The organism is Lactobacillus sp. RTP31084st1_F9_RTP31084_210423, assembly GCF_040919545.1.
Classification (GTDB): domain Bacteria; phylum Bacillota; class Bacilli; order Lactobacillales; family Lactobacillaceae; genus Lactobacillus; species Lactobacillus paragasseri.
In genome coordinates, this window is the sequence record NZ_JBCOVH010000003.1 from 1 (window position 1) to 26,519 (window position 26,519).

At 34.5% G+C, this 26,519-nt stretch carries 25 protein-coding genes; 7 read left to right on the forward strand and 18 right to left on the reverse strand.

Going from position 1 to position 26,519, the window contains the following annotated elements:
- Positions 1-176: 176 nt before the first annotated feature.
- From serS to AB5359_RS07450, 3 genes are all read right to left on the reverse strand, one after another.
- Positions 177-1,487 (reverse strand): serine--tRNA ligase, encoded by a 1,311-nt coding sequence (serS, locus tag AB5359_RS07440; RefSeq protein WP_020807618.1) that lies wholly within the window; start codon positions 1,485-1,487, stop codon positions 177-179.
- 211 nt (positions 1,488-1,698) lie between these two features.
- Positions 1,699-2,253, reverse strand: a complete 555-nt coding sequence (locus AB5359_RS07445; RefSeq protein WP_035430303.1) for a GNAT family N-acetyltransferase — start codon at positions 2,251-2,253, stop codon at positions 1,699-1,701.
- Positions 2,253-2,852, reverse strand: a complete 600-nt coding sequence (locus AB5359_RS07450) for a TVP38/TMEM64 family protein (RefSeq protein ID WP_003650055.1) — start codon at positions 2,850-2,852, stop codon at positions 2,253-2,255. Before AB5359_RS07450 ends, AB5359_RS07445 begins: the two co-directional genes overlap by 1 nt.
- Positions 2,853-3,017: 165 nt before the next feature.
- Here AB5359_RS07450 and AB5359_RS07455 point away from each other — a divergent pair, with 165 nt between their 5' ends.
- From AB5359_RS07455 to AB5359_RS07465, 3 genes are all read left to right on the forward strand, one after another.
- A complete protein-coding gene (locus AB5359_RS07455) occupies positions 3,018-3,806 on the forward strand; it encodes an alpha/beta hydrolase (RefSeq protein WP_048686050.1) in 789 nt (262 codons plus the stop codon).
- A gap of 4 nt (positions 3,807-3,810) precedes the next feature.
- Positions 3,811-4,653 carry a helix-turn-helix domain-containing protein gene (locus AB5359_RS07460; RefSeq protein WP_126327930.1) on the forward strand — a complete coding sequence of 281 codons (843 nt, stop codon included), beginning with the start codon at positions 3,811-3,813 and terminating at the stop codon, positions 4,651-4,653.
- Between the two features lie 100 nt (positions 4,654-4,753).
- Positions 4,754-6,127 (forward strand): NAD-dependent succinate-semialdehyde dehydrogenase, encoded by a 1,374-nt coding sequence (locus AB5359_RS07465; protein ID WP_368280083.1) that lies wholly within the window; start codon positions 4,754-4,756, stop codon positions 6,125-6,127.
- A gap of 50 nt (positions 6,128-6,177) precedes the next feature.
- On the opposite strand, the gene AB5359_RS07470 is transcribed toward AB5359_RS07465, so the two are convergent.
- Both AB5359_RS07470 and AB5359_RS07475 read right to left on the reverse strand, forming a co-directional pair.
- Positions 6,178-7,188 (reverse strand): zinc-ribbon domain-containing protein, encoded by a 1,011-nt coding sequence (locus AB5359_RS07470; RefSeq protein ID WP_368280085.1) that lies wholly within the window; start codon positions 7,186-7,188, stop codon positions 6,178-6,180.
- A 72-nt stretch (positions 7,189-7,260) separates the two neighbouring features.
- A complete protein-coding gene (locus AB5359_RS07475; protein WP_180374237.1) occupies positions 7,261-7,944 on the reverse strand; it encodes a TVP38/TMEM64 family protein in 684 nt (227 codons plus the stop codon).
- A 148-nt stretch (positions 7,945-8,092) separates the two neighbouring features.
- On the opposite strand from AB5359_RS07475, the gene AB5359_RS07480 reads away from it, so the two are divergent.
- A complete protein-coding gene (locus AB5359_RS07480; RefSeq protein ID WP_368280086.1) occupies positions 8,093-8,896 on the forward strand; it encodes a Cof-type HAD-IIB family hydrolase in 804 nt (267 codons plus the stop codon).
- Positions 8,897-8,979: 83 nt separating this feature from the next.
- On the opposite strand, the gene AB5359_RS07485 is transcribed toward AB5359_RS07480, so the two are convergent.
- From AB5359_RS07485 to AB5359_RS07495, 3 genes are all read right to left on the reverse strand, one after another.
- A complete protein-coding gene (locus tag AB5359_RS07485; protein WP_368280088.1) occupies positions 8,980-12,702 on the reverse strand; it encodes an MMPL family transporter in 3,723 nt (1,240 codons plus the stop codon).
- 17 nt (positions 12,703-12,719) lie between these two features.
- Entirely contained in the window at positions 12,720-13,283 is a 564-nt protein-coding gene (locus AB5359_RS07490; protein WP_020807610.1) for a TetR/AcrR family transcriptional regulator, read from the reverse strand.
- A gap of 131 nt (positions 13,284-13,414) precedes the next feature.
- The gene (locus AB5359_RS07495; protein ID WP_039155739.1) at positions 13,415-14,359 is read right to left on the reverse strand and encodes a serine hydrolase; all 945 of its coding nucleotides are present in this window, start codon (positions 14,357-14,359) and stop codon (positions 13,415-13,417) included.
- Positions 14,360-14,547: 188 nt separating this feature from the next.
- On the opposite strand from AB5359_RS07495, the gene AB5359_RS07500 reads away from it, so the two are divergent.
- Positions 14,548-15,471 carry an N-acetylglucosamine kinase gene (locus tag AB5359_RS07500; protein ID WP_080979655.1) on the forward strand — a complete coding sequence of 308 codons (924 nt, stop codon included), beginning with the start codon at positions 14,548-14,550 and terminating at the stop codon, positions 15,469-15,471.
- Between the two features lie 50 nt (positions 15,472-15,521).
- Here AB5359_RS07500 and AB5359_RS07505 read toward each other — a convergent pair whose 3' ends face one another.
- From AB5359_RS07505 to AB5359_RS07515, 3 genes are read right to left on the reverse strand one after another with little or no spacing between them, the layout of a single operon-like run.
- A complete protein-coding gene (locus AB5359_RS07505) occupies positions 15,522-15,962 on the reverse strand; it encodes a GNAT family N-acetyltransferase (protein ID WP_039155736.1) in 441 nt (146 codons plus the stop codon).
- Positions 15,962-16,510 (reverse strand): GNAT family N-acetyltransferase, encoded by a 549-nt coding sequence (locus tag AB5359_RS07510; protein WP_048686029.1) that lies wholly within the window; start codon positions 16,508-16,510, stop codon positions 15,962-15,964. Before AB5359_RS07510 ends, AB5359_RS07505 begins: the two co-directional genes overlap by 1 nt.
- Positions 16,488-16,946, reverse strand: a complete 459-nt coding sequence (locus AB5359_RS07515) for a MarR family winged helix-turn-helix transcriptional regulator (RefSeq protein WP_048686027.1) — start codon at positions 16,944-16,946, stop codon at positions 16,488-16,490. Before AB5359_RS07515 ends, AB5359_RS07510 begins: the two co-directional genes overlap by 23 nt.
- 144 nt (positions 16,947-17,090) lie before the next feature.
- Between AB5359_RS07515 and AB5359_RS07520 the strand changes: the two genes are divergently transcribed.
- Positions 17,091-17,459 carry a DUF1304 domain-containing protein gene (locus tag AB5359_RS07520; RefSeq protein WP_020807605.1) on the forward strand — a complete coding sequence of 123 codons (369 nt, stop codon included), beginning with the start codon at positions 17,091-17,093 and terminating at the stop codon, positions 17,457-17,459.
- A gap of 65 nt (positions 17,460-17,524) precedes the next feature.
- On the opposite strand, the gene AB5359_RS07525 is transcribed toward AB5359_RS07520, so the two are convergent.
- The 7 genes from AB5359_RS07525 to AB5359_RS07555 all read right to left on the reverse strand — a co-directional run bounded on the left by AB5359_RS07525 (position 17,525) and on the right by AB5359_RS07555 (position 25,551).
- The gene (locus AB5359_RS07525; RefSeq protein WP_048686025.1) at positions 17,525-18,829 is read right to left on the reverse strand and encodes an extracellular solute-binding protein; all 1,305 of its coding nucleotides are present in this window, start codon (positions 18,827-18,829) and stop codon (positions 17,525-17,527) included.
- A 43-nt stretch (positions 18,830-18,872) separates the two neighbouring features.
- Entirely contained in the window at positions 18,873-20,174 is a 1,302-nt protein-coding gene (locus AB5359_RS07530) for an MBL fold metallo-hydrolase (RefSeq protein ID WP_048686024.1), read from the reverse strand.
- Positions 20,158-20,988 (reverse strand): carbohydrate ABC transporter permease, encoded by an 831-nt coding sequence (locus tag AB5359_RS07535; protein ID WP_003650039.1) that lies wholly within the window; start codon positions 20,986-20,988, stop codon positions 20,158-20,160. Before AB5359_RS07535 ends, AB5359_RS07530 begins: the two co-directional genes overlap by 17 nt.
- A gap of 1 nt (position 20,989) precedes the next feature.
- Positions 20,990-21,853 carry a carbohydrate ABC transporter permease gene (locus AB5359_RS07540; RefSeq protein ID WP_020807603.1) on the reverse strand — a complete coding sequence of 288 codons (864 nt, stop codon included), beginning with the start codon at positions 21,851-21,853 and terminating at the stop codon, positions 20,990-20,992.
- On the reverse strand, positions 21,853-22,938 hold the full coding sequence (locus AB5359_RS07545) for an ABC transporter ATP-binding protein (RefSeq protein WP_020807602.1): 1,086 nt from the start codon (positions 22,936-22,938) through the stop codon (positions 21,853-21,855). Before AB5359_RS07545 ends, AB5359_RS07540 begins: the two co-directional genes overlap by 1 nt.
- A gap of 310 nt (positions 22,939-23,248) precedes the next feature.
- Positions 23,249-24,682, reverse strand: a complete 1,434-nt coding sequence (locus AB5359_RS07550; RefSeq protein WP_048686022.1) for a C69 family dipeptidase — start codon at positions 24,680-24,682, stop codon at positions 23,249-23,251.
- Positions 24,683-24,702: 20 nt separating this feature from the next.
- The gene (locus AB5359_RS07555; protein ID WP_003650036.1) at positions 24,703-25,551 is read right to left on the reverse strand and encodes a DNA/RNA non-specific endonuclease; all 849 of its coding nucleotides are present in this window, start codon (positions 25,549-25,551) and stop codon (positions 24,703-24,705) included.
- A 136-nt stretch (positions 25,552-25,687) separates the two neighbouring features.
- Between AB5359_RS07555 and AB5359_RS07560 the strand changes: the two genes are divergently transcribed.
- Positions 25,688-26,512 (forward strand): aldo/keto reductase, encoded by an 825-nt coding sequence (locus tag AB5359_RS07560; protein ID WP_003650035.1) that lies wholly within the window; start codon positions 25,688-25,690, stop codon positions 26,510-26,512.
- The last annotated feature ends 7 nt before the right edge of the window (positions 26,513-26,519 follow it).

Below are 26,519 nucleotides of genomic sequence, written 5' to 3' on the forward strand. Positions count from 1 at the left end.
TCAAACAGCATGTATTACTTTACAGACTTTTCTCCTTTTCGTCAACCCCTTTTTTCTAAAAATTAGCAATATTTTTTCAGACTGCTAATCTAGTGCTATCTTACTCTATATTAAATAAAAAATGGTATTCCCACATCTTTTGATGTTTGAATACCATTTTCTTTTATATTTAACTTTTATTCACCAAATTTTGGTTCTTTAGTAATTACTTTCATACCATGCATGTATGGTTGTAATGCTTCAGGTACATCTACAGTTCCATCTTCATTTTGATAATTTTCTAAAATAGCTGCTACAGTTCTACCTACAGCTAAACCTGATCCATTCAAAGTATGAGCAAGATGAAGCTTTCCATTTTCATCACGATAACGAATTAAGCTACGACGAGCTTGGAAATCCGTACAGTTTGAACAGCTTGAAATTTCACGATATTTATCTTGAGCTGGCATCCATACTTCAAGGTCATAAGTTTTAGCACTAGTAAAACTTGCATCCCCAGTTGAAAGAGCAACAACATGATATGGTAAGCCGAGCTTTTGAAGTAAATGTTCAGCGTTATGCGTTAATTTTTCCAATTCATCCCACGAACTGTCTTCATCAACAATTTTTACCATTTCAACTTTTCTAAATTCGTGCATTCTAATTAATCCACGCGTATCACGTCCTGCAGATCCCGCTTCGCTTCTAAACGCAGGAGAGAATGCAGTAACATTAATTGGTAATTGCTTTGCATCTAAAATCTTACCACGGAAGTAGTTAACTAATGGAACCTCTGCAGTTGGAATCAAAGTTAGATCACGTGGCTTGTCAGGATCATCATTATCAACAATGGTATAAACATCCTCGGTAAATTTAGGAAATTGACCAGTTCCTTGCATAGAAGCATCATTTACTAAATATGGTGGAATCACTTCAGTATAACCATCTTTAGTATTTTCATCTAAGAAGAAATTTGAAACTGCGCGTTCAAGTAATGCACCTGCACCTTTATAGTAAACAAAACGAGCACCTGAAACTTTAGCAGCAGTATCCCAGTCTAAGATATTTAATTCAGTACCAATTTCCCAGTGAGGTTTTGGTTCAAAATCAAACTTAGTTGGTTCATTCCATTTACGAACTTCTTCGTTATAGCTTTCATCTGGTCCAATAGGATCTGAATCTGCTGGGAAGTTAGGTAAACGAAGTAAAATATACTTTTGTTTTTGGGTAAGGTCTTCTACTTCTTTATCTAAATCCTTAATTTCTTTTCCAACTTCACGCATTGCCTTAATAGCATCACTTGCGTCTTCTTTATTACGCTTAGCTTGCGCAATTTGATCGGATACTTCATTACGCTTTTGCTTTAATTGCTCGCTTTTAGTTAAAGCTTCACGTCTTTCTTTATCAATAGCCACTAATTTATCTAGTTCTTCTGGCTTTATTCCACGTGTAGCTAATTTCTTCTTTGACCAGTCTAAATTCTCTCGAATTACCTTTATGTCTAACATATTTCCTCCTTAAAATAAAAAAAGCCAATTCATCCCTCTCACTGGGACGAATCGACTTACACGGTTCGCGGTACCACCCAAATTTGGTTAAAAATACCACACTCAAAAAGCGATAACGGTGCTAACCGTGTAGAATTACCTACCCAATAATCGAAATCTGGAAACGACTTTCTACTCATTTACACCAACCATGAGCTCTCTGAAATTAGTCTTAGGATTTCATGTTTATCTGCATTATATCATGCCAATCCTGTGGTGTTAACAAATAATATTTTTCTTGATAATTAAAAAGCGAAGAAACCATTGAATAATCAGTTGTATAAACATATCTAAAACCTAATTTTTTTAGTAATCTTTGTGAGTTTTCATTAGAAACAAAAGTCCCGGCCCAAATTTGATTCTGGTGCAATTTTTCAAAAGCAAAATTGATTATTAGCTGCAAAGCCTCTGTCATTAATCCTCGATGCCAATAATTTTTATCTAATAAAAAACCTAAGTCTTTTGTCATCAATAAGCCATTATATTCATCTAATCCACGTTCATATAATTCAACTAATCCTATTAAGCGGCCACTTTCTTTCAATACTATTCCGTAACTATAGGGCCTTTCCCTATATTGACCAATGCTTTTTTGAGCAGCACTTAAATCTTCCAGATATTGATAACCAGCGCTTTTATGATACACACTATCTTGACCCCACTTGAGTAAGGTGGGCGCATCATTTGTCTCAATTTTTCTTAAAATAATTCGTTTACTTTCAAGCATTACTTGCCTACTAACTTTAATAACCATTTGGCACCATAAACTAATCCCAAACTATAAGCTGCAATTGTCCAAGGTTTTCCTAATAAAATTATCCATAAATATGTTGAAAATTTCATTTCAGTTAACCCAGCAATCATACAAAGAATATCATCTGGCGCCATTGGCGCAATAATACACAAAGCAAAGAACCAATTGAATTTCTTCTGATTTGCTGTCCACTTCATGTATTTTTCATATGTTTTTTCAGAAACCAAATGCAAAATAAATGGGCGTCCATAATGTCTAGCCAAAAAGAATAAAATGATCGAACCTAGACAAATTCCTACATAGTTATAAATAAATCCCCAGATTGGTCCAAAAAATATCACTCCACCCAGTAATGAAACTCCACCTGGAATAATAGGAATAACAACTTGAATTATTTGAATTAAAGTAAAAATCAAGGGACCAATGATCTGCTTATTTGCCAAATAAGCCTTCATTTTTTCCTGGCTTGTAAAAATGCCTAGCCTATACCAATAAATACTTAGTAAAACTAGGATAATTGTAGTAACAATCGTCAAAATATTGATTAACTTACGACTCGTTTTAGTAGACATTTTTCTGCCCTCCTTGGTATGTTAAATTAATGATAACAAAAACAAAACAAAATAGGCGCCTTAACCGATGAAATAAACTTAAATATAGGATGAATAAGATATGACTTATCGTTGACATTTATTCTATAATATTAGTGTGTTAAAAAATAACTAAGAGGCTTAATTATGGTTGTTATAAAAAAAGACATAATTTACGACGAAAACAACAATTTGAAGACAGACATTTATTTTCCTAACAATACTAATTCACAAACTAAAATTCTAATCTTTTGGCATGGCGGAGGATGGTTTGCTGGCTCAAAAAATGATGTTAAGAATCTTGGGATAAGATTAGCAAATGCAGGCTTTATGACTCTTATCCCTGACTATCGCTTAGCTCCTGCCTCTACTTTTCCGGCTGCTCATCAAGACAGTAAAAAATTTGTGAAGTGGTTACTAGAGTCAAAATATACCGATGAAGATGATCAACAAAATATCGTACAAATTGGTGCCAGTGTTGGTGGTACTTTGGCTATCTACCTTGCCGGAATATATGGTTTTCCTACTGTAACTTGGTCAGCATCTGTAGACTTCTCTAATTGGATGAAAACTCATCCAAACGTTATACCTTCAAGATATGGAGCAAACGAATTAAAGCTCACTAATTTACATGATATTTTTGAATCATTTTATAAGTTCTTTGTATTGACATACGCGGGTAAAGATGATCAAGCTATTTACAAACAAATGGATGCAGAAAATTATGATCTTAACAATTTAGGACGCTTAAAAATGATCAATTCTGCTCATGAACTTGTTCCATTAGATGGAATCCTAAAATTTGTCGACTTTTTAGCTAATCATGATCACGAAATTGAATTATTGATCATCAAAGGTCATCGTCATGCAATGGACTATGCCAAGGACTACTTGGATGAATCTTTAGATTTTCTTTTTCAGACAATCAAGGAGTAAAAGAATGATTAATATTAACAAATTTATTTCCATTCGCAAAAAATTAGGTTTATCGCAGACTGAATTATGCAATGGTATTTGTACTCAATCTACATTAAGTAAATTTGAAAATAATGGTCGTATTCCGTCTTTAAAAATTTTAAATAGTCTTTGCGACCGTTTGAATATTAACGTAGCAGATATTATGGATGTAGATTCTAATAAAAAAACATCTCATAAACTATTTGAAGCCGACTTTGCTGTCATTCAGCTTGATTTTCCAAAAGTAGCTCAACTTTTAGCTAGCATTAATAAAGATGGATTAACACGGCAAGAAGATATCCTTCATTATTACTATCTACGTGGGCTTCTTGCCTTAAATCTTGATCATGCTGAGACTGATGCTTTGTATTACTTCAATACAATTCTTGATGCACACTTATCAAAACAGAATAAGATTTACCATCTTCTTGCACTTAAAGGTTGTAGTCAAGTTTATGATTTACAAAATGATGTTGACAAAGCTCGCCATTACTATGACATCATTCTCTCTTCAATATCCAATGTTCAGCTTGAAGATGAAGATTCGCTACTACAATTTCTTTCTATTTTGTGTAACGGCGGGGAATTTTATGGTCGAAACCAGGATTATGAACAATCTAATAAACTATTAGAGATGGGATATGACTTATGCAAAAAACGGCATGTAATTTATTTTACTGCTCGCATACTTTTTCAATTAGCTCAAAATAATATTGCAGAAAATGGCTCACAACAAAGGACTACTCAATATTTAAATGATTCAGCCGCTTTTGCTCGTCTCAACAATAATCATGTATTATTAGAAAAAATTAGTAAACTAGCTTAAACTAAATCACTTCTTTTATGTCTTACTAAAGAGAAGTGATTTTTATATACATCTGCAAGAAAGCGCTTTATAATGAAATATATTGAAAAGAGGAAATTTTATGTCTAAATATGAATCTATTAATCCGTATACTAATCAGCTGATTAAGAGTTACCCCGATGCTACTCAAGAAGAAATTGAACAAGCACTTGCTGCTGGAGAAAAATTATACTTGACTTGGCGTAATCAGCTTCCTGCTACTAGAAGTCAATTACTTCATCAAATAGCCAATACTTTCAAAAAGCATCGTGAAGAGATGGCTAAAACTATGACTTTAGAAATGGGAAAGCTATATCATGAATCACTTGAAGAAGTAGACTTATGTATCAGCATTTGTAATTACTATGCTGAAAAAGCTCCTAAAATGTTAGAGCCTACTCCATTAGAAACAAACTTAGGGACGGCTTATTACCTAAAACAATCAACAGGTATTATCATGGCTTGCGAGCCTTGGAACTTCCCACTCTATCAGGTAATTAGAGTATTTGCTCCTAACTTCATGGTTGGAAATCCAATTATCTTAAAACATGCACACAATGTCCCAGCTTCAGCTCAATTAACAGAAAAAATTATTCAAGAAGCGGGCGCTCCAAAAGCAAGTTTGCAAAACTTATTTTTATCTTATGCCCAAATTGGTGATGTAATTGCTGACAAGCGCGTTCAAGGAGTTGCTGTTACAGGTTCAGAACGTGGCGGAAGCAGCGTTGCCGAAGCAGCTGGTAAAAATATTAAAAAATCGACAATGGAATTAGGTGGAAATGACCCATTTATAGTTTTAGCTGATGCCGATTCTACGATATTAAAAAATGTATTAAGTGACGCTAGAACTTATAACTGTGGTCAAGTCTGCACTTCTTCTAAACGAATCATCGTTGTCGAATCACGCTACGATGAAGTGATGAATATTTTGCAGCACACTTTCGCTAGTCTTAAACCCGGTAATCCTTTAGATAAAGAAACTAGTCTCGCACCAATGAATTCTCAAAAAGCTGCTGATAAGTTAGCAGCGCAAATCAAAAAAGGAATTGAACATGGAGCAGAAGTTGCCTATCAATATCCCGAAATTGAAAGTTCTGGTGCTTTCTTCCGTCCGATGATTTTAACTAATATTGATCAAAACAATCCATTATTCGATGAAGAATTATTTGGACCAGTTGCCGAAGTATTTAAGGTTAAAGATGAAGAAGAAGCAATTGCACTAGCCAATAATTCAAGCTTTGGTCTAGGTTCAAGCGTTATTTCTCAAAATAAAACTCATGCGCAAGAAGTAGCCAGTGAAATTGATACTGGAATGACAGTTATTAATGGACGCTGGATCACGGCTCCAGAATTACCATTTGGCGGTGTTAAAAAGTCTGGTTATGGCCGTGAATTAAGCGAACTAGGTTTAATGTCATTTGTAAATGAGCATTTAGTGATTGACGTTTCAAAATAATTTTTTAAACATGCAAAAAAGAATTGGATCAGATAATGACCCAATTCTTTTTAATTTTGTCTCATACTGCGAAACGCAACAACAGTTAAAAGAATACTTGATACAAATAATAAGTATGTAGAAACCCCAAATGAGATTGCATTTGCTACAATCCTCTGAATTTCAACACTATTTGTTGCTGCATTATTAGTAATTCCCAAGGAGGAACCAGCATTCATAAAAATTAATTCAACAGCACAAATCACTAAGACAATCGACTCGATTAAAGAAAGTAAGAAAACAATTCTTTTATTATTTTTGCCATTCCTAATTGTCAAAATAATAATTGCGATTGGAACTCCAACTAGAAGAAGCCACATTCCATAACCAATCAGAAGATACTTGCCATTAAATCTACCAATTGAAAGTAAGGCTTTTGAAATAGATAAAGTCTGATATCCTTGCATCATTCCTGATGAAAATGGGCCACTAAATACAAGAAGCAAGTTTAAAACTGCAATTAAGACTACTCCCAATTGAGTAGCTGTTCTCTTTTGCTTAACAACTTTTTTTATTGCTTCTGGATCGCGCCCTAACTTATTATCAATCTTTTGTCGATGAGCTTTTACTCGATTCTCCCCTTCTTCAAAAGAATTAACCACATCAGAGCCAACCTTATTAATATGCTCAGTTAATCGCTGATCAACAGTGTACTGTTCTGTTACTTTGCCTTTATTTTTATCACAAACTATAAACAACCATATTAACAATGCAAAGAAGCAAGACCAGCCTAATGATGGTGAAAAACTAGTCAAAATCAACAAAATTATCCCAACAACAAAAACAATCATTGAATTTACTTGAATCCAATTAATCATGCTAGCAATGGTAGAATTTTGCTTTTTCGGTTCAATCTTTTTAACAGAACGTGTTTCTTGCTTTTGACGATTGTCAGAACTTTCATTACGAGTTTGATTTTGCCCAGTAAAAAATTCATTTCTAAATTTTTCTAAATCAAAATGACAGTTAGGACATTGTTTATCAGTCGACTTTACATCTTCACCACAATTTGGACATTTCATTTTTAATTCCCTCATAAACTTTTTTAGCTTATTATAGCATTTCAAGCAATTAAACTAAAAAGCAGAGAATGCTTATGCTGTTCTCTGCTTTTTTCTAGATGCCATTCTTACTAATAACCAAGCAATAATGAATAGAATTGCAATACCAATTAAAGATCCAATTAACTTTTTAGCATCCCCATTAAAGATTGCATCTCCACCAAAGGCATAGATAAAAGACGTAGGAAACATCCCCACGATTACCATCAACAAAAATTTATTTGCTGGCACTTTTAATCTAGCTGCTGTGTAATCAACTAACACGCTCGGTATTACTGGCACCATAAACCCTAATGTCATACCTAAGCTTGGATGTTTTTGTGCCATTAACCAATTTAAGAATTTATTTTTTTTAAATCGATGAGAAAAATCAACCCTTTTGATTAAACTCTCTACAATACAATTTCCTAAAATATTGCCGGCCCAGTTAATTGCTAGTCCAATCCAAGGCCCATAGCAAAGTCCTGCTAAAATGCAAAAAACAGAGTTTGACATACCAGGAATAGCATTCAGAACTGTTATTAGACCCAATAAAAACAGGCTATCACGTACTTCATGCTGGCGAATTAAATAGAGTAACTTTGTTTTAGTATGGCTATCAGGATGCATTAAAACATCAATTTCAGGACGATAGTCGCGGTAGAGTAAGTAAAGTAAAATGATTGCGGACAGGATTCCACAGATGATAAAGATTACTTTTCTCAATTTTTTTGTCATAATTTCACTCATCTATTTCAATTATACGTAGTTATTAATTATAATTTTTACTATTTAAAATAATAAGCAAAAGCAATTCGTGCTCATTAGTTCTTATCTTTATCGTATTATAATAAGATAGATAAAGCCATCAAAGGAGAAAATTTTTATGACAGCAAAACTAATTTTTAGTGATATTGACGGCACCCTGATTACATCTGGTGGTGATGTATCGCCTGATACAATCGATGCCATTCGTAAACAAATTATCGCTGGTAACTTATTTATTCCTGTTTCTGCACGCATGCCCAAAGGAATTATAAACGTAGTAGATGAAATTACTAATTTCTGTCCTATTATTGCCTATAATGGTGCGTTAGTCTTAGATGAAATGGGAAGACCGCTTAATTCACAATTTTTTGATGCTGCAGAAGCAGTCCAACTAATTACCAAAATAGATGCTCTTAAAACTCAAGATCTTGCTTGGAATGTCTACAGTGGCTACAATTGGTTTTCTTCACTTAATAAAAATCCATTAGTTAAAAAGGAAGAAGAAATAGTTGGAGTTAAATCACTTCCTGTTTCTCTAGAACGAATAAAAGATTTAAAAGGTATCCACAAGGTGCTAGTCATTGGCAAGCCTGACACACTTGATAAAATTATCCCTACACTCCAATCTGATTTTCCTAAACTAGCTTTTGTTAAATCGGCGCCCCATCTTTTAGAAATTATGCTTAAAGGTGTTAATAAAGGAAAAGCAGTTAAAATTGTTCTTGATAGCTTTGCAATAGATAAGACGAACGCTTGGGCTTTCGGGGATAATTATAACGATGAACCGATGCTTAAAGCTGTTGGGCATCCAATTTTAATGGATAATGCACCAGAAGAGCTAAAGAATAAGTTGAATATTCCAGTAACCTTAGATAATAATCACAACGGTATTGCAGCTGCCTTAAATAAAATATCTAATTAATTTTATAAAGAAAAAAGATTGAAGTTTTATCCTGATCAAAAATAGGATAAACTTCAATCTTTTATTTTTTAGAATATTAAATACTATTCAGCATCTTTTTTATTCTTTTTTCTGCCTAAGCCTTCATATGTAATCTTCATTGCAGCGGACATGTTAATCGGAAGTAAGAATACTAATAATAATAATCCAATATCCACACATAATGCAACTTCAATTAAAGTTGGGACACCTGATGGAATTAAGGCTGCGAAAGTACCACCAAGGATAATAGCAGCAGAAATTACCACAGTTCCGATGATGTCACAAGCTTGAAGCATCTTCTCACTTGTAGTCCAGCCTGGGTTTACTTCTCCTAATTCACGATAACGCATCATTAAGAAGATTGAGTAGTCAACACCTAAGGCAACGATCATGATAAAGCTAAAGAATGGAGTATTCCAAGCTAATAATGATCTACCTAATAAGGCGTGAACTAACCATTGGTTAATAGATAGAGAAGTTAAGTAAGCAATTACTAAAGTACCTAGAATAAATAATGGTTGCAATACTGATCTAGTAACAAAGATCAAAGCAATTCCGATACCTACCAACATAATAATTGCAGTTCTTAAGAAGTCGCTACTTGCAGTTTCTTGAGTATCATAAATCTTTTCGGATTGTCCACCCATAGCAATAGTTGAGCTTTGAAGGCTGGTACCCTTCACTGACTTCTTAACCATGTTGCTGAGTTCGTGAGCTTTCTTTGCCCCTTCAGTTGAAGCTGGGTCTAATTTCAAGATAATGATAATCTTAGTAGATTTCAAATCAGAACTCATGTAGTTATCAAGAGCTGGTTTGAAAGTTGATGAATGAATCATCTTAGCTGGGATGTAGAAAGTCTTACCAGCAGCTGAATCTGCTAAGCCAGTTAAGTATTCTTGGCCTTCACCTAAACCGCTATTAACTTTATCGATTCCAGCAGTAATCTTAGGATTATTTGATGCAATTTGACCAGCACCATTTGCTAATTGACTGGCACCACCATTAAGTTGACCAATACCGCTTGCTAATTGGCCTGCGCCACCGTTAAGTTGGCCTGCACCACCGTTAAGTTGACCAATACCATTAGCTAATTGGTTAGTTCCGCTTAATCCAGCTTGTAAGCCTGTGTTCAATTGACCGACACCGTTTGCTAATTGGCCAGAACCGCTTGCAAGTTGACTAGAACCTGATACACCAGCTTGTAAGCCAGTTGCAAGTTGACCAGCACCGTTGTTTAAGCGAGATGCGCCATCGTTTAAGCGACTAGCTCCTGCTGCACCTTGAGCAACAGCACTTTGAACTTGAGTTAATCCTGAACTTAATTTGCTTAATGCAGTCCCTGCACCAGGCAATGCTTCATTAGAAAAACCAGCTAGTTCATTTACACTTTGCTTCAATCCTTGTAATTGAACCATTGTATTTTCAAGTGTTCCCAAAGAACCCTTAACATTCCCTAGTGAAGCACCTAATTGCTGATCTGCCTTACCGGCCACTTCAAGATTACCAGCTACTTTTGATAAACTTGACAAGCTTGAATTTAATGACTGCGCCTTTTGTTCTGCAGAAGCATTGACCTTATCCAAAATGCTATTAAGGGCTCTACTCATAATTTGCTTTTGTTGATCCTTTAAGTTAGCACTATTCATTGCTTGAGCATAAGCTTGAGTAATCTGCGCTTTTTCTGCATCACTCATAGTCGCACTAGAACTCTTTGCAGCATCTAGAGATTTCAAAGTTGTTCCAGCTTGATTCAACTGACTTCCTATAATTTCTGCTTGTTTACCTACATCAACTAAATCTGATTTAATTTTTTCAGAATTATCACTATTAGAATCACTATTTAATCCTTGACTTAATAATTGAATTTTATTATTTAGTTCAGGTAACCCTTTTTCTAATTTAGCTATGTTTTCCTTATCTTTATCACTAAGTTGATTCGACAATTTAGAACTCATAGTATTTAAACTATTTACAAATTCTTGCGTACCAGCTTGTAAATTAGCAGTACCGTCTCGTAAGCTTACAGCACCATTGGCTAACTTAATCGTACCATTTTCAAGTTGTACAGCACCTTGTTGTAAGTTCAAAGTACCACTCTCTAAACGACCAGCGCCAGTTGCTAACTGCATAGTTCCAGCTCTAAGAGCATTAGCTCCAGTTTGCAAACGACTAGTTCCACTTGCTAATTGATTTGCACCAGTTTGTAAACGTCCTGCACCAGCTTGAAGCTGATTTGCACCACTTTGAAGACGACCAGTACCATTAGAAAGTTGATTTGCACCGTTCTGCAATTGAACAGCACCATTGGTAATTTGCTTGCTACCGTTACTTAAAGTGCCCAAACCATTTCTGGCTGTATTTACACCTGAGTTAACAGTTCCTAATTGATTATCAACGTAAAGACGTTTAATAGACTTACCATTTGGTTCAGTTACTGATGAAGCAAATTTCACGTCTGGATCAGCTTGAATTTTCTTAACAATCTGATCAATTTCTTTTAAGCTCTTCTCATTGTCGAGTTTATGACCACTTTGAATATATAAGGTTGAGTATTCTGGTGTACCTTCAGAGAAGTGATCTTGCAGTAATAATAGCCCGGCCTTTGAAGGAGTAGAGTCAGAAATTTCATCTGCATCGTTATAGTTCAAATTATTTGAATAGAACAAGCAGAATGGTAAAACTACAACAGCCATCACAACTAAATAAATAATTGGATGAGCTAAGCTTCCCTTAGAAAGAGCGTGCCATAATTTAGAATTACTTTCGCCTTCAAAATTTTTAACTGGCCAGAATAATTTCTTACCTAAAACAGCCATAAAGAATGGATTTAAGGTCAAAAGTACAACTAGTAAAACAGCAACACCAACAGCAACACCAACAGCTGATTGGTAAATTGAGAATTTAGCTAGTCCTAAAGCACTAAATCCAATTAAAATTGAGGATCCAGAATAAAGGATGGTCTTACCAGCTTTACGCAAAGCATCGTTTGTCGCATCGTGGTTCGACATCCCCTTACTCAAGTTCTCTTTAAACTTGTCATACAGCAGGATATTGTAGTCGGTCCCAATACCAAACAGAACAATAACCATGAAAACTTGAGTAAAGTTTGAAAATGGAAAGTTAAACTTCTCTACTAAATTAGTAACAATTGAAAATGAAGTAATAAAGGAAACTCCAACTGTCAATAATGAAATTATTGGTACAATTGGTGACTTAAATACAATTACTAAAACAATAAAAATAAAGAAGATAGTAATTAATTCAGTCTTTTTAATACCTTCCTGAACTGAAGCCGAGAAGTCATCTTCAAGGATTCTTACCCCAGTTACATATGTTCTAATTCCAGATGTTTTAACTGCTTTAGTTAAAGACTTATTAACGTTAGACACAGTCGAATGATCATTTGCAATATTCAATTGCACAATTTCAGTCGTTTTATCTTTTGAAATTAATTGTGCTTTTGTAGCGTAATTATCATTCGGGGTCATCATTGACTTAATACCCAGCTTTTTCTTGTTGTCTTTCAAAAAGCGAATAGTATTGTCAATTTTCTCCTTATCACTTGAGGTTAATTTTCCATGCTTTTTATTAAAAACAACCCCTACAACATAAGTATTATCTTGCCCGTGTCCCCACTTACTTTCGATGTTTGTCGCAATCGAGCTTTGAGAAATTTCCGAATGCTGACGCGTTAAAGCATCTACATCTGGCAATGAAAAGATCGCAATCAGTAGAATCGCAATCCACGCTACCAAAGCACCAAGATGGTTTTTCAGTAATTTCATGTATACTTTCCTTTCCTCTATTTTGTACCCTCAACTTGAAGTTTTGGCGCTACAAGTCGCAAAAGCATCTCATGGTAATTATCATCAGCTTCTTTTTCTGTTTCATCGATCACATAACGATCTAAGAAAACGTATCCCAAGACTGCTCCCAGCAAACTGTGCAGGGAGACGATATTTTTATTATCTACATCTAGCTTTTCTCCTAGTTCTACTATTTTCATAACTTCTTCGTGAATTTGTTCATTTTGAACATATTCATTTAATCCATAGTAAATTCCAGAAATTGCTTTATCATGTAGCAAAAAATCTCGTATCTCATCTGCGAATCTAAACAAGGCGTCTAAGCCAGAATGACCTATTATCTTTTTCGTTAAATGTTGACGCAAAACTTGTAGTCTATTCACGCAAACTAGAACTAATAGATCATTACGATTAGCAACATAATGATATAAAGACTGAGATCTAATTCCTAATGCCTTTGCTAAAGCTGGCATGGTTAGCTCACTTAGTCCCTTATCACTAATAATTGCTATTGCTTGATCAATTACTTTTGAGCGGTCTAAAGCCCTTTTTTTAGCCAAGATAATCACCTTCTTTTTGTGTACTCATATACTTTAACACGACAACCTGTAGAAAACAATCTACAATGTGTAGAAATTTATCTACTTTTTGAGCAAAAAGAAAAAGGAGTCACGAAACTCCTTTAATATAGTTATCTTTGTTTAATCATCCAATTATTAATTGCATCTCCAACTTTAGCTAGATCTGCATCTTCCTCACTAACCATTGCCATTGCATATGTTTTTCCGTTTTCTTGAATTAAGGCTGCGCCTTGTTTTTTATCAGCTATTTTATAAACTACGCCATTAATATTTTTAGCTAATCCTTTTTCAGGAAAATTAGCTAATTGACCTAAAATTTGATTATCAATATCAGTGCCTAACACTTTCCCCTGATATAGTTTCTGCATAGTCGTAACTAAATCATTGCTACTGGTTTTCCCGGCAAAATCCTTACCAAAATTTTCTGTAATTTCAGTCTTGCTTGCGCCAAATGTTTTTGCAGTTTTATTTACTTTATCTTTTCCAATTTTATTTAAGATGATATTAGCCGCATTATTATTTTGCTGCCGTATCATTAAATCGAGCAAGTAAGTATAAGAATAGGCCATATCAGCCTTCAATACTTTATCTCCACCGTTTAAATCACTTGCTTTAACTTTATATGGAGTAGCAGAATTTAAACTTTTATCTTGAACTGCCTTGTAATAAGCAAGTAGGACGTATAATTTCAAGACGTTTCCTGCATTTAAAGTGTCTTGACTAGTATTAGTTAAATCGGTAAAAACTTTAGTACTATTCAAGTCTTTTACGCTTATTTGATAATTGCCTTGAACATTTGAGCTTGCCTTAACAATAGCCTTAGCTAAGCTTTTATTACTATTTTTTGAAATAGCAGCTTCGCCAATCTCGCTTTCTCCATTAGTTAAACGAGTCTGCTTACTGCCCTCTTTCATTTTGCTTTTTTGAGCTACTTTCGCGGTTGAATTTCCATATATCTCCAAAGTTTGTGTCTTCATATGATTTATGCTTGTCATATAAAAAGCTAAAGCACAAAAGGATGACAAAATTGCTCCTAAAAAGATTTTATTTTTCATTAAAATTCTCCTTAATTACATACTTTTATTTTATCATGCAATTTAATAAAAATGCTTCAAAGATAAGGATTATTATATTTCTTACTTATCTTTTTATTTAGATAGGATCAGTTGAATGCGTTCACAAATTGATTTTTTTTTAGTACAATAATTCCAGTATTAATATTTACAGTGAGGGATAATTAATTATGTTGAAATATATGATTGGTATTGACGCAGGTGGTACACACTCTACGGCAATTGCTTATGATGAAAATGGTAAAGAATTAGGTCGTGCAGAATCTGGCCCAGGTCAAATCAACAACGACTACGAACTTGGTATTAAAAATATTGCTCAAGCAGTTAACGAATTGCGCGATAAGATTGACGGTGACTGTATCAAGGTCTTAGCCGGAATTGCTGGTTTATCAGTTGTTGGTAATGCTCCAGAAGTTGCGGCAACTATTTCTTCAATGGTTGGTAACATTCCAACCCGTGCCATTACTGACTCACTTCTTGCCCTTTACAATGGTCTTGAAGGAGCAGATGGTGCTCTAGTTATTGCTGGTACTGGATCTGTTGTTAATGGTCGTCAAAATGACTCATTAATTGCTGTTGGTGGTTACGGTTCTTTACTTGGAGACGAAGGTAGTGGCTATGCTATTACCAAGGCTGCTCTTCAATCTGCACTTCTTAGCTGGGACAAACGCGAGAAGAATTCCTTAATTGACTTATTTGTAAAAGAATTTAATGTTGACAACATGGGTGAAGTTCCGGCTAAGTTTTACAGCTTAACTAGTCCAGAAGTTGCTTCAAAAGCTGTCAAAGTTGCTAAACTGGCAGATAGCGGCGATGAAGATGCTCGTAAGATCATCGCCGATCAAGCTCATCTTTTAGCACGCGATATTATTATGTGTTTAGATCGTTACGAAGATCCTAAGCCAATGCGCATTGCTTTAACTGGTTCAGTTCTTTCAAACAATGCTATGATGCGTTCCTACATGGAAGCTGAAGTTAAAGAAAAATACCCAGATGCAGTATTCAGCGTTTCAAACGGTGAAAACGCACGTGGTGTAATTTTTGATAAGAGTAAAGACTACCGTTACTTCACTAACCATAACGATGATGAATAATTAAAAGTTAAAAAGGCCTCGGAATTCTATTTTCCGAGGTCTTTTTCTGTCTATAAATCTTTATACATTAAGATGTGATCAATGCCAGCTTCATTAAATATATTGCCCTTCACTTGATAGCCAAGATAATCGTAAAATGGCTTAGCTGTCATCTGTGCATGGCAATATAATCTATCAACTCCATTTTCTTTTAAATAATAGTGAACTTCTTCCAGCATCTTGCTTCCTAGATGCATCCCCCGTGCTTTCTTTGAAACTACGACGCGTCCTAAATACCAAGCTCCATTTTTATCTTTAAAAATTCGGCAAGTAGCTAATGCATTATCGTTACTTTTATTTAAAGTAAAAACATGAATAGCATAGAAATCCTCATCATCTATTTCAGGCACTGTGATTTTTTGCTCGCTAACAAAAACTTCATTTCTTAATCTTTCAACACAAAAAGCCTCTCGTCCCGTCATTTCATCAATTGCTTTAAAATAAAACCTCATTACTTTAACTCCTTAACTAAAATAAAGTCTGTTTGAGGATCATCTCCAACTACAAATGTATGTTGACTAACTCTCTTAAAGCCATCTTTTTTGTAAAAAGCCTGAGCTTGATAATTTTTCTCCCAAACACCCAGCCACATATTAGCCTTGTTCTTCTTCCTAGCCAGTTTCTCAGCTAATTTAATTAAAACCAGGCCCAATCCTTGATGCTGAAAGTTTTGTTTCAAGTAAATTCTTTCCACTTCTAAAGCATTGTCTGCCACCTGCTCTGTTTGAGCATCGCCTTCATTTACCTTTAAATAGCCAGCTACTTGATTATTTACAATTAAAAAATAAAAATTACTATTTTTGTTTTCGATTTCAGATCTCAATTTTTCTTCTGCATAAGCTTTATTCAGAAATTTTTCCATGTTTTCAGTACTATTTTGCGAGCCAAAAGTCTCTGAAAAAGTCTCGCGCGAAATCTGTTGTAAGTCTTGAATATCAGCTATCGTCACTTTTTTTATTTCATATGCTTGCATCATCCTAGTACCCCCTTTTTCCACCATTCTTTACAAAGCTCCAATTCTCATTAGCATTTTTTTCAATAATGCTCAAATATCTTCCTAACTCAGCTTGTTCAGTCTTACTTAGTCCCTTTATCATTAGTTCATTGGAATAAGTATTTTCTTTTTCTATCTCTTTCGCTAATTTTTCACCAGCTTCTGTGACAAAAAGATGCTTAATTTTCTTATTAACCTCATCATCTTTTTTAAAAACAAGTCCTGCCTGTTCAATCTTTCTAACTCCACGTGAAGTAGTAGTGCGATCGATATTCAATAATATAGCTAATTGATCAGAAATAATTCCAGGATGTTCAAAAATTCGAACTAAATATAAGTATTGTCCCCGATTCAACTTCAAATCCTTAAATTCAATATTCGCAATCGAATCTAATGCCCGTGAAATTGAACCGATTTGTCTTAGAATATCCTCTTTTTCCATGTTTACTCCTTTTATTTTTATCTAGTATATTTCACTATTGTTGTAAATGCAACAATATTACTAATTTATATTAAGTTGATCAGTTGCTTTACCTACTAACAATAAGTAAAATTTATCTGAAAGAATTAGTAAGGAGAGTACAAAATGATTTTAAGAAATATTGGAGTTATTCTAACAATCCTTGTCGGAATAGAACATATTGGAATTATGTGGTTAGAAATCTTTGGAAAGCCCGATTTACAAGCCAAATCATTTGACATGGATATAAATTTTGTTAAACAACCTGCTGCCAAAACTGCCTTAGCCAACCAAGGCATCTATAATGGAATGTTAGGTTTATTAATTTTAATCGTATTTTTCTTCTTTAGAATGCCAACTTTAATCACGATCTGGCAACTATTACTAGCATTTGTTGTAGTTGTTGCTATTTTTGGCGGTTTTACAGCAAGTAAAAAAATTTTTGTTGTTCAGATGTTACCTGCGTTAATTGCCTTTATTCTACTTTTCTTTTAAAAATCATCAAAAAAATGAGGATTGTCATCACGACAGTCCTCATTTTTTTACTTAATATTCTGTTTTTATTGATTCCAAGCACTTTGGAACTTAGTCTTACCAGCATCAATTTGTGAATTCCAGCTTTGACCCTTCTTTGCTTGTGCAAAGATGTTTTGCATAATTGAATTCAATTGAGTGTATGCGGCATTACTGTTCTTAACTACAGGAACACTGTATAAGTGCTTCATTGCCTTATCTAATTGAGCAGGAACTTTAGTCTTAGTTGAGTTCTTGTAAGCACTAGAATTAATTACTTTATTAGTTACAGGAATATATCCAGTCTTATCAGCCCAAGTTAATTGTTGGTCCTTACCTAACAAGTACTTAATGTACATGAAGGCAGCTGCTTTTTGTTGAGCAGTACCCTTGTTAAACATGTAGATATCAGTACCTTGTTGCATATTGTACTTAGAAGGACGAGGTGCAACACCGTATTGGAACTTGTTACCAACACCCATCTTAACGAAGCCTTCACCAGCACTAGTACCTACAAACATAGCAATCTTTTGGTTAGAAAAGTCACCTGAAAGGTAGCCAGCTGAACCAGCAGTCTTAAAGTAGCCAGCCTTAATACCATCAGCATAGTAATTAATTACTTTCTTAGACTTAGAACCAGTAAAGTTGATGTTCTTAGAGAAGTTTACGCCTTCATCCTTCATACCTAAAACGTAGTAGTTTGAAAGTGAGTCAAATCCAGCACCAACAACTTTGTGGTTACTCTTTTCATAAATCTTCTTAGAAGCTGCCTTTAATTCAGACATAGTCTTTGGTACTTTAACACCGTATTTGTCTAATAAATCCTTGTTGTAAGTTAACATTTCAACAGATTTATTAAATGGAATACCGTATTGATTCCCCTTAATTTGAGCACCCTTTAATAATTCTTCACGGATATCACTCTTTTTAGCTGAACCCCAACCAATCTTACTATTATTAATGTAAGGGGTCATATCAACTAAGCGTTTGCTGTTAGCGGCATTTAATAGCCAGCCAGGATAAGCTTGAGTAATTGTAGGTAAGTTATTTGGTGATTGCAAAGTTGAGTTAATCTTTGCTTGCAAATCATTGTACTTGCCTTGGTTTTCAAGCTTAATAGTAATGTTAGGATTCTTCTTTTCAAAATCCTTAGTCAAGCTTTGCAAAGTCTTTTCTTGAGTACCAGTCATACCATGCCAGAAAACAACAGTAGTCTTCTTGGTAATCTTAGTTGGAATATCAGCAGACTTACTACTTGAGCTATCATTACTCTTAGAATTTGAGCAAGCAGTAGTGCCAACAAGGGCTAAAGCAGCAACTGCAACTGCTGCAAATTTTTTAGTGAACTTCATATGTTCCTCCCAATAAAAACAACAACAAAATAAAATTTTAATTTTAACTAAGCGTAAATACCTCTCCGCGCTTAGGTAAAATCCTTTCTCCAAATGGGTTTTCTTCTAATTCAGGATGCAATGTGTGCACTGGAGCCAAGATTTTCGGCTCAAAACCCGCAATAATTTCTTTTAATTCAGCTACATCCGCATGTCCTGAGCAACGCAAAGTTATTAATTCAATTCCACGCTTCTCAATATTTTCAATAAACGGAGCATAGGCTGGATCAAAATCCCCTAAAGGCTCGGCATTACTGTGAATGTACAAGCCGCCTTGTTGTAATTGATCATAATGACCAACTACTTGCCAGAAATATTGATGATCGTCCTTTAAAAGATCTTGATAACTAATTTCAAGATCAGGATCGAGCGCATCAATTTTTTTATCTTCTGGTAAATAATAATAAGGAACATCTTGCTTTAATGCTAGCTTCAAGAGTTCAGCACGTTTAGCATGAAGGACTACTTTTCGAGGTGAATCTGAAATGATTCTCAAAATTCGCTCTACATTTGTAGGATAAGTATTAAAAGTTAATTGGCGCTTCGGATTATCTTTTTGGTATTGAACTATTCTTTTTGTCAATTCAATTTCATTCTTAACGCCTTTAAATTCCTCGCTATCGTCTTCACTACGATCTGGCCATGAAACACCAGTACCTTCAATAATTAGCATATCACATCCCTTACCAGCTGCCATAAATTTACGCACCCAATCAGGATGATAGCCATGCAGACGTATATCACCAGTATGAACAATTGTTTTATCTGGCGTCTTCACAATTAAACCTGTTGCCCCATAAGCATCGTGGTCACTTGGTACAACTGTTAAAGTTATGTCACCAACATGAATTGGCTCATTTAACTTAGCAGCAATTATTGGACGAGTATAATTTTTAGGCTTATCAGCCGCTGGCAATAAAAATTCGCCATCACGATTTAGCACTGGCAACAAGGCTGCTGTTAATGGACCTGCATATAAAGGAATTTCTGGCGCTAACAAGTTCATTGCCTTACTGTGATCTAAGTGAAGATGAGAAATATATGCTGCGCTATGTTCCCACCGTTCATGATCAATTTCTTTTCCTGTAACTTTAGGATCATAGAAATCTGGCACATCACCAATTAGTTGATACTTGAGCAGAGTAGCAAAATCTTCATCTTCCATTTTTAGCCCTAATTCTGGACGATATACTTCTCCTAAATCAAACAATACATGCGACTTATCATAAGCCACTTCAATCATTGGGCCACCGATGGTAGTTAATCCATTATAAAAAGTAACTTTAGTTTTAGGCTTTGAGGTCATTACGTACTACTCCTCGAATAATTTGCTTTCTAAAAATGAAGTAAACAATTAAAACAGGAACAACTGTTAAAGTTGCTGCTGCTAATTGCAGTTGCGTTTGAGCTCCTGCATCTGACGCAAATGCAGCTAACCCATTGTTTAATAAACGCATCTTATCTTCATTTGTAACCAATAATGGCCATAAGAATGAATTCCAGCCAGAAATAAAACTAAGTAACGCTACAGTAATTAACCCACCTTTAGACATTGGAACTAAAATTCTCCAAATATATTCCCAATCAGAAGCCCCATCGATCATGGCTGCTTTATAAATTGTTGGCGAAATTGCTGTGAAGTAGCTTTGCAAATAATACATATAGAAGATTGAAGTTAAGAATGGTAAAACTAATCCTAAATAAGTATTCAATAAGCCTAAATGAGCAATCGTGTTATAGTTGGTAAAAATTATTGCTTCTCCAGGCACCATTAACAATGAAAGAAAGACCAATTGAATTAATCCTTTTCCCCTGAACTTTAAGTTAGTCATTGCAAAAGCACCAAGGATTGAAGTAAATAGAGTAACAATTGTTGTAGTTGCTGCTGTGATAAAGGTATTCAAAAAATATCTTGCAAATGGCGCTTGTTCGAATACTTTTTGATAGTTACTCCACCTAAAGACTTTAGGAATCAAAGTTGGCGGAATAGTCGTGGTTTCTTGATATGACATCAAGCCACCTAAAATCATATAAATAAATGGGAAAACAGTTATAATGCCAAAAATTCCAATGAATAAATAGACAAAAATCATTCCCCAACGTAATTTTTTCTGCTTCATTTTAACTGTTCACCTTTTTCATCAATTTTCTTTGTAAGAAAGTTACGAACAATATAAATAGGAACAAGACCACAGTAGCAGCCATAGCTACACCCGGAGTTCCAACAATTTGGAATTTATTATAAATATAGTAAACTGCCGTCATTGCTGAATTTCCTACTCCAGCTTGTCCATTAAATAATGCATAAACTTGAGTATAGATCTTAAATGCCCCAATTAAGTTAACTGTTAAAAGAAAAGCTAAGGTTGGCACTAGTTGAGGAACAGTTATCCGCCAAAATTTTTCTTTACTTGTTGCCCCATACATATCAGCCAAAACATAGTAATTCGGTTCAATATTTCTTAACGCACCCATTAAGATAACAATATTAAAAGCTAAAGATGACCAGACACCAAAAATAATTAGTGAAACAAGACTTAAGCTAGGATTATCTAACCAATCTGGTTGCGGTAAATGAACAAGTTTTAATAAGAAATTCAATAGGCCATATTCACCATTGAAGATGTAGCGAAAAACAATTCCGATTGCAATTGTACTTGTAACATATGGCATAAAGAACATTGTTTCAAAGAAAGCTGTATGCTTAATTTTAGAAAAAATAAACCAAGCAAGGGCAACAGAAATTATTAAAGCAATTGGAACAGCTAAAAATGAATAAATAGCTGTATTCATAATTGCACGCCAAAATTCTGGATCACTAAAAATATACTGATAGTTTGAGAAGCCATTAAAATGCAGATCAATTAATGGGCCTCCCTCAAAACTCATCGTAAAGGCACGTAAAATCGGCCAGATGCTAAATACAGTAACGCAAACAATTGCCGGTGCTAAGAATAACCAAGCTTTTTTCTGATTATCTTTCATTAATAGATTCGCTCCCCATCTGGCTTAAATAAGTAAATGCGATCCAAGTTCATCTTAAATTTAACTTTATCTCCGCGTTTTACTTCTTGCTCTAAATCAATTAATGCACGTTGACTAATTCCAGCATGATTAAACTTTAATACACGCTCACGTCCAATTAACTCAATATCATCGATCACTTCAGAGAGTTCGCCTTCATCAGCTAGCTTCAAGTTTTCTGGACGAATACTTAATGTATAATCGCCATCTGTTAATTCGCTTCTAAATTTTGAGCTATTTAACTTTGCAACTGGAATTTCAAAATCTGAGCCAACAATTTGATCATTTGCTACCTTAACATCAAAGTTATCAATTACTGGATTACCAATAAAGTTAGCCACAAATTGATTATTTGGTTCTAGATAAAGATCTTGTCCCTTATCATCTTGTTGAATTACACCATTATGGAAAAGAATAATCTTATCTCCGATTGATAAAGCTTCTTCTTGATCATGCGTAACAAATAAAGTTGTAATGCCAACTTCTTTAACTAAATTACGAATCTCTTCACGAATCTTTAAACGCAGGCGTGCATCTAAGTTGCTTAGCGGTTCATCCATTAATAAAATCTGGGGTTCTTGCACTAAAGCACGTGCAATTGAAACACGTTGTTGTTGACCACCAGAAAGGTTACCTGGTTTTTGATCAGCCAACTCTTCAATATGAGTTAACTTCATAAATTTTTTGGCAATTCTTTCAGCCTCGTCCTTAGGCTTCTTGTTCTTTCCAACTGTCATTGGAAACATTACATTTTGTAAGACTGTCATATGAGGGTACAAGGCATAGTTTTGAAAAACATAGCCAATATTACGATCTTTGGGCGCAACATTAAGAAGAGACTTACCATTTACAATAATGTCTCCCCCAGTTGGATTCAATAAACCCGCGATCATATTTAAAGTAGTGGTTTTCCCACAACCACTAGGACCCAACAAACATACCAAGTCGCCTTTCTTTACGGAAAAGCTAACAGATTTAATTGCTTGGTAACCATTCTCATAAGTTTTTTCTAGGTTATTTACCTGAATGAATTTATCTTCGTTCATATATCTCTCACTACTACATTTAGATTTAAATCATATTACACCACAAATTTTATGATAAAAGCAACAAAATCACAAATATTTTTTCAGTAAATAATTCGTACTTTGTGAATTTTTTATTGCTTTTTTGTGGAAAAGGTGTGGATAATAATATCATTTTAAGAACATTTTTATATAAAAAATATTAATAAATCGTATTTTGCTACTTGCATTTTTTAGTTTTATGTTTTGTATTGGTTTTCTCAATATACAAGATAGAGAAAGTCGAACAATAAAAAAACACTACATCTTGTGCAGTGTTTTCTCAAAAAAATTATAAATTATCGCCGCGTTCAAATTGAAATTTAGATGTATTTAATGCTTGTCTAGTTAAGTCGCTAATCAATTTCTTAGTTTCAGTAGTAATATGAGCAGCCGTTTCAGCATTAGCAGCCGTTAAATATTTAGTTTGTTCTTTTCCAGACATTTCTCTTGCTTTCTCATCAGTTGTTGAAACACGACTTACAGCATAACTTTGACATTCATCTCTAAAGTTATCAACTTGGTAAATAAATTGATGATATCTTGGTTCTACTAATACTTGTAAGCTCTTATATAACCAATAAGCACTAGATTCAGGCGTAACCATATGACTAGCTTTTTGATAGTTAAGTGGCGTGTCATCAATATTGGTATAGAAAGGTACATAAGGACTATAAGCATAAAAACCAAAGTTAATCCATTGAATACCAGCTATTTCTTTAGGTACATCATTTCTAATTTGAAGAATACAACTAGATTGGTTTCTATCTAAAGCAATTGATCTGAACATCTTTTGCTTCTTATCATCCCCAGAAGCAAAAGATCCCATTGGATCATATTCAGTCCCGTTATAGTGACTTGATAAGAAATACTCTACATCTTCAACGCCAATCTTCTTTTCAGGCTTTCTGATAAATGGCATTTCTTGACTTAGAGGATCTTGTTCAACACTAGGGTTAAACAACTTTTGGCCATACCAAGTTCTTGGAGTGTTGTAATAACTATCAGCTTCAGCTTTAGTACCGAAAATATCTCTAAAACTCCACTTACCATCAGTACTTGGATTTAAATGGTTCTTTTCCACAAAATCACGAATTGTAGAAGCATACATAAAATTCTCATGATCATCAAAGTCGATATCTTGAATAACCATAATATTCGGACAAATTGCATAAGAATCTTCTGGAATTCTTTGAGCAACCCATTGATGGCCAGCGCCAGTTTCAAAATACCAAACTTCATTGTGATCAGAAAAAGCGATACCGTTGCTTTCACCAGTACCATATTTTTCAATTAACTTACCTAAGCGTTCCACACCTTCACGAGCACTTTTAACGAATGGTAAAACAAGATACACCATGGAATCTTCATCAACACCATTTTTAACTAAAGGATCATGTCCTAAACAGCGAGCATTGGTTGCTTCAGTTTCAGTAGCTGACATTGCTACGTTATATTCATTAATTCCTTGCTCATCCCAGCGACCTTCTGAAGCATCTGCTGTTGGTGTAGCAGTCCACTTGCAGCCATGCCCCTTTAAGTGAAGCTTCAAGCCGTTATACTTTGATACATAGTCTTCATCATAGTCCTTAGCTTCATGAACGACAAAAAGCTTTTCATTAATACCACCATAACCATCTTCATCACGTGCAATGATAGTCGAACCATCAATTGTAGCTTTTTTTCCGACAATCATTGCCGTACAGTTATCTTTACTTTTCTTCATTGTTTTCTCCTAAAAATTATTTATTGATTAACTACCATATTACGATCTATTTTAGCCCTACCATTATTATAATCAAACACATAATCAGGCTGCACGTTAAAAAGATAAACATTAAAGTTCAAATTATTGTTCAAGCTTATTGCCTGTAAATTAATACCACGCGCCATTAATTCATTTCCCCTAAAAATTGGTGTTGCTTGAAAAATAATTTTATTTCCTTGTTTTAAAGAATTTCGAACTTTTCCCTCAAAAATGGTCTGGATTTTTTGATTAGAAAATGCAGTTTGCGTAAATAAATTTTTCGGATTATTTTGATCACCTGACTGATTATTAGGATTATAGTTACCATCCTGATCAATTCCTGCCGAAATTGAATAAGCAATCAAATGACCACGATTATAGATCTGCGTGCCATTTTCTCGGTTAGAATGCCATGCCGTAGGATTAATAAACTGTCTTACTCTTAAAGAATCATTAGCCACATTTCTTGGTTCGAGAAAAGCAGTATTTGAATGAGAAGTACGATTTAAATTATCTAAATTAGAATAGATTACCTTGTTAACCTTCCAGGCATTTTTAATTAACGTGGACTTATTATTATTTACATAGACATAAGCCTTGTCGCCACTTTTAAAATCCAAATTGGCTAGTTTTTGATAATCATCACTAGATAATCCGCCATAATTAGTATTAGCTGTTGTAGCCTTATTTACTACTTGCTGAGAACTACTTGGTTCTTGACTTTGATTTGATGTGTGGTTAGAAGATTGAAGCTTAAACCAACCACCCCAAATAATAATCACAATTGCTATAATCCAGTTTGCTACTGTATTTTTTTGCTTTTTTCTATATTTTCTTCTCTTTGCCATTTCCTATTCCCCTAGCTTTATTTCTTTCAGTATAGATATTTGAACGTATGTTTGCAATATGATTAATAAGTTTTTATTCATTTAGACTGCTACAATAAACATGGCAACTCTATCAAAAATAGAAAGAAGAAAAAGAATGGAATATTTCAATTTAAACGATGGGAATCGTATCCCCAAAATCGGTTTTGGAACTTATAAATTAAACGGTTCTCGCGGCGTTTTTGCTATCCAAGCAGCCTTAAAAAATGGTTATCGTCTACTAGATTCCGCTGTTAATTATGAAAACGAGGGAGCTGTAGGGCGTGCCATCAAAAATAGTAGTGTAAACCGCGACAATATTTTTATAACTTCTAAATTACCTGGGCGTCATCACAAATACCAAGAAGCACTTGAACAAATTCAAGAATCTCTTTACTCTGCCGACCTCGACTATTATGATCTCTATCTAATCCACTGGCCAAATCCAAAGGAAAACCACTACCTTGAAGCTTGGCAAGCCATGATTGATGCACAAAGATTCGGCTTAATTCGCTCAGTAGGAGTTTCTAACTTCGAACCAGAACATATTGAATACTTATACCGTGAAACTGGTGTTATGCCAGCTGTTAACCAAATCGAACTGCATCCTTACTGGTCAAGTAAAAAAGTTCGTGAGTATGATAATCAACATCATATTATTACTGAAGCTTGGAGTCCGCTTCAGCGTGGTGGTGAAGCCTTTCAAGAAAAAGAAATTATTGAATTAGCACAGAAATATCACAAATCTCCCGCTCAAATAATCTTACGCTGGGAAACGCAAATCAATGTTGTGCCAATTCCAAAAGCCAGTTCTTATGAGCACCAACTAAGCAATTTAGACATTTTTGATTTCAAATTAACTCCTGAAGAAGTTCAAAGCTTAATTGATTTAGATAAAGAATCCGCACGCCGTTTCGATCCGAATGAGCACGAAGAATTCTAAAGAAAGC

Excerpts from the sequence above, each read along its gene's own strand:
- AB5359_RS07550 (WP_048686022.1), bottom strand. The coding sequence starts at position 24,682 with ATGAAGAAAAGTAAAGATAACTGTACGGCAATGATTGTCGGAAAAAAA.
- AB5359_RS07555 (WP_003650036.1), bottom strand. The coding sequence starts at position 25,551 with ATGGCAAAGAGAAGAAAATATAGAAAAAAGCAAAAAAATACAGTAGCA.
- AB5359_RS07460 (WP_126327930.1), top strand. The coding sequence starts at position 3,811 with ATGATTAATATTAACAAATTTATTTCCATTCGCAAAAAATTAGGTTTA.
- AB5359_RS07450 (WP_003650055.1), bottom strand. The coding sequence starts at position 2,852 with ATGTCTACTAAAACGAGTCGTAAGTTAATCAATATTTTGACGATTGTT.
- AB5359_RS07520 (WP_020807605.1), top strand. The coding sequence starts at position 17,091 with ATGATTTTAAGAAATATTGGAGTTATTCTAACAATCCTTGTCGGAATA.
- AB5359_RS07545 (WP_020807602.1), bottom strand. The coding sequence starts at position 22,938 with ATGAACGAAGATAAATTCATTCAGGTAAATAACCTAGAAAAAACTTAT.
- serS (WP_020807618.1), bottom strand. The coding sequence starts at position 1,487 with ATGTTAGACATAAAGGTAATTCGAGAGAATTTAGACTGGTCAAAGAAG.
- AB5359_RS07515 (WP_048686027.1), bottom strand. The coding sequence starts at position 16,946 with ATGGAAAAAGAGGATATTCTAAGACAAATCGGTTCAATTTCACGGGCA.
- AB5359_RS07500 (WP_080979655.1), top strand. The coding sequence starts at position 14,548 with ATGTTGAAATATATGATTGGTATTGACGCAGGTGGTACACACTCTACG.
- AB5359_RS07525 (WP_048686025.1), bottom strand. The coding sequence starts at position 18,829 with ATGAAGTTCACTAAAAAATTTGCAGCAGTTGCAGTTGCTGCTTTAGCC.
- AB5359_RS07540 (WP_020807603.1), bottom strand. The coding sequence starts at position 21,853 with ATGAAAGATAATCAGAAAAAAGCTTGGTTATTCTTAGCACCGGCAATT.
- AB5359_RS07470 (WP_368280085.1), bottom strand. The coding sequence starts at position 7,188 with ATGAAATGTCCAAATTGTGGTGAAGATGTAAAGTCGACTGATAAACAA.
- AB5359_RS07445 (WP_035430303.1), bottom strand. The coding sequence starts at position 2,253 with ATGCTTGAAAGTAAACGAATTATTTTAAGAAAAATTGAGACAAATGAT.
- AB5359_RS07535 (WP_003650039.1), bottom strand. The coding sequence starts at position 20,988 with ATGAAGCAGAAAAAATTACGTTGGGGAATGATTTTTGTCTATTTATTC.
- AB5359_RS07505 (WP_039155736.1), bottom strand. The coding sequence starts at position 15,962 with ATGAGGTTTTATTTTAAAGCAATTGATGAAATGACGGGACGAGAGGCT.
- AB5359_RS07530 (WP_048686024.1), bottom strand. The coding sequence starts at position 20,174 with ATGACCTCAAAGCCTAAAACTAAAGTTACTTTTTATAATGGATTAACT.
- AB5359_RS07495 (WP_039155739.1), bottom strand. The coding sequence starts at position 14,359 with ATGAAAAATAAAATCTTTTTAGGAGCAATTTTGTCATCCTTTTGTGCT.
- AB5359_RS07475 (WP_180374237.1), bottom strand. The coding sequence starts at position 7,944 with ATGACAAAAAAATTGAGAAAAGTAATCTTTATCATCTGTGGAATCCTG.
- AB5359_RS07480 (WP_368280086.1), top strand. The coding sequence starts at position 8,093 with ATGACAGCAAAACTAATTTTTAGTGATATTGACGGCACCCTGATTACA.
- AB5359_RS07560 (WP_003650035.1), top strand. The coding sequence starts at position 25,688 with ATGGAATATTTCAATTTAAACGATGGGAATCGTATCCCCAAAATCGGT.
- AB5359_RS07485 (WP_368280088.1), bottom strand. The coding sequence starts at position 12,702 with ATGAAATTACTGAAAAACCATCTTGGTGCTTTGGTAGCGTGGATTGCG.
- AB5359_RS07465 (WP_368280083.1), top strand. The coding sequence starts at position 4,754 with ATGTCTAAATATGAATCTATTAATCCGTATACTAATCAGCTGATTAAG.
- AB5359_RS07455 (WP_048686050.1), top strand. The coding sequence starts at position 3,018 with ATGGTTGTTATAAAAAAAGACATAATTTACGACGAAAACAACAATTTG.
- AB5359_RS07510 (WP_048686029.1), bottom strand. The coding sequence starts at position 16,510 with ATGGTGGAAAAAGGGGGTACTAGGATGATGCAAGCATATGAAATAAAA.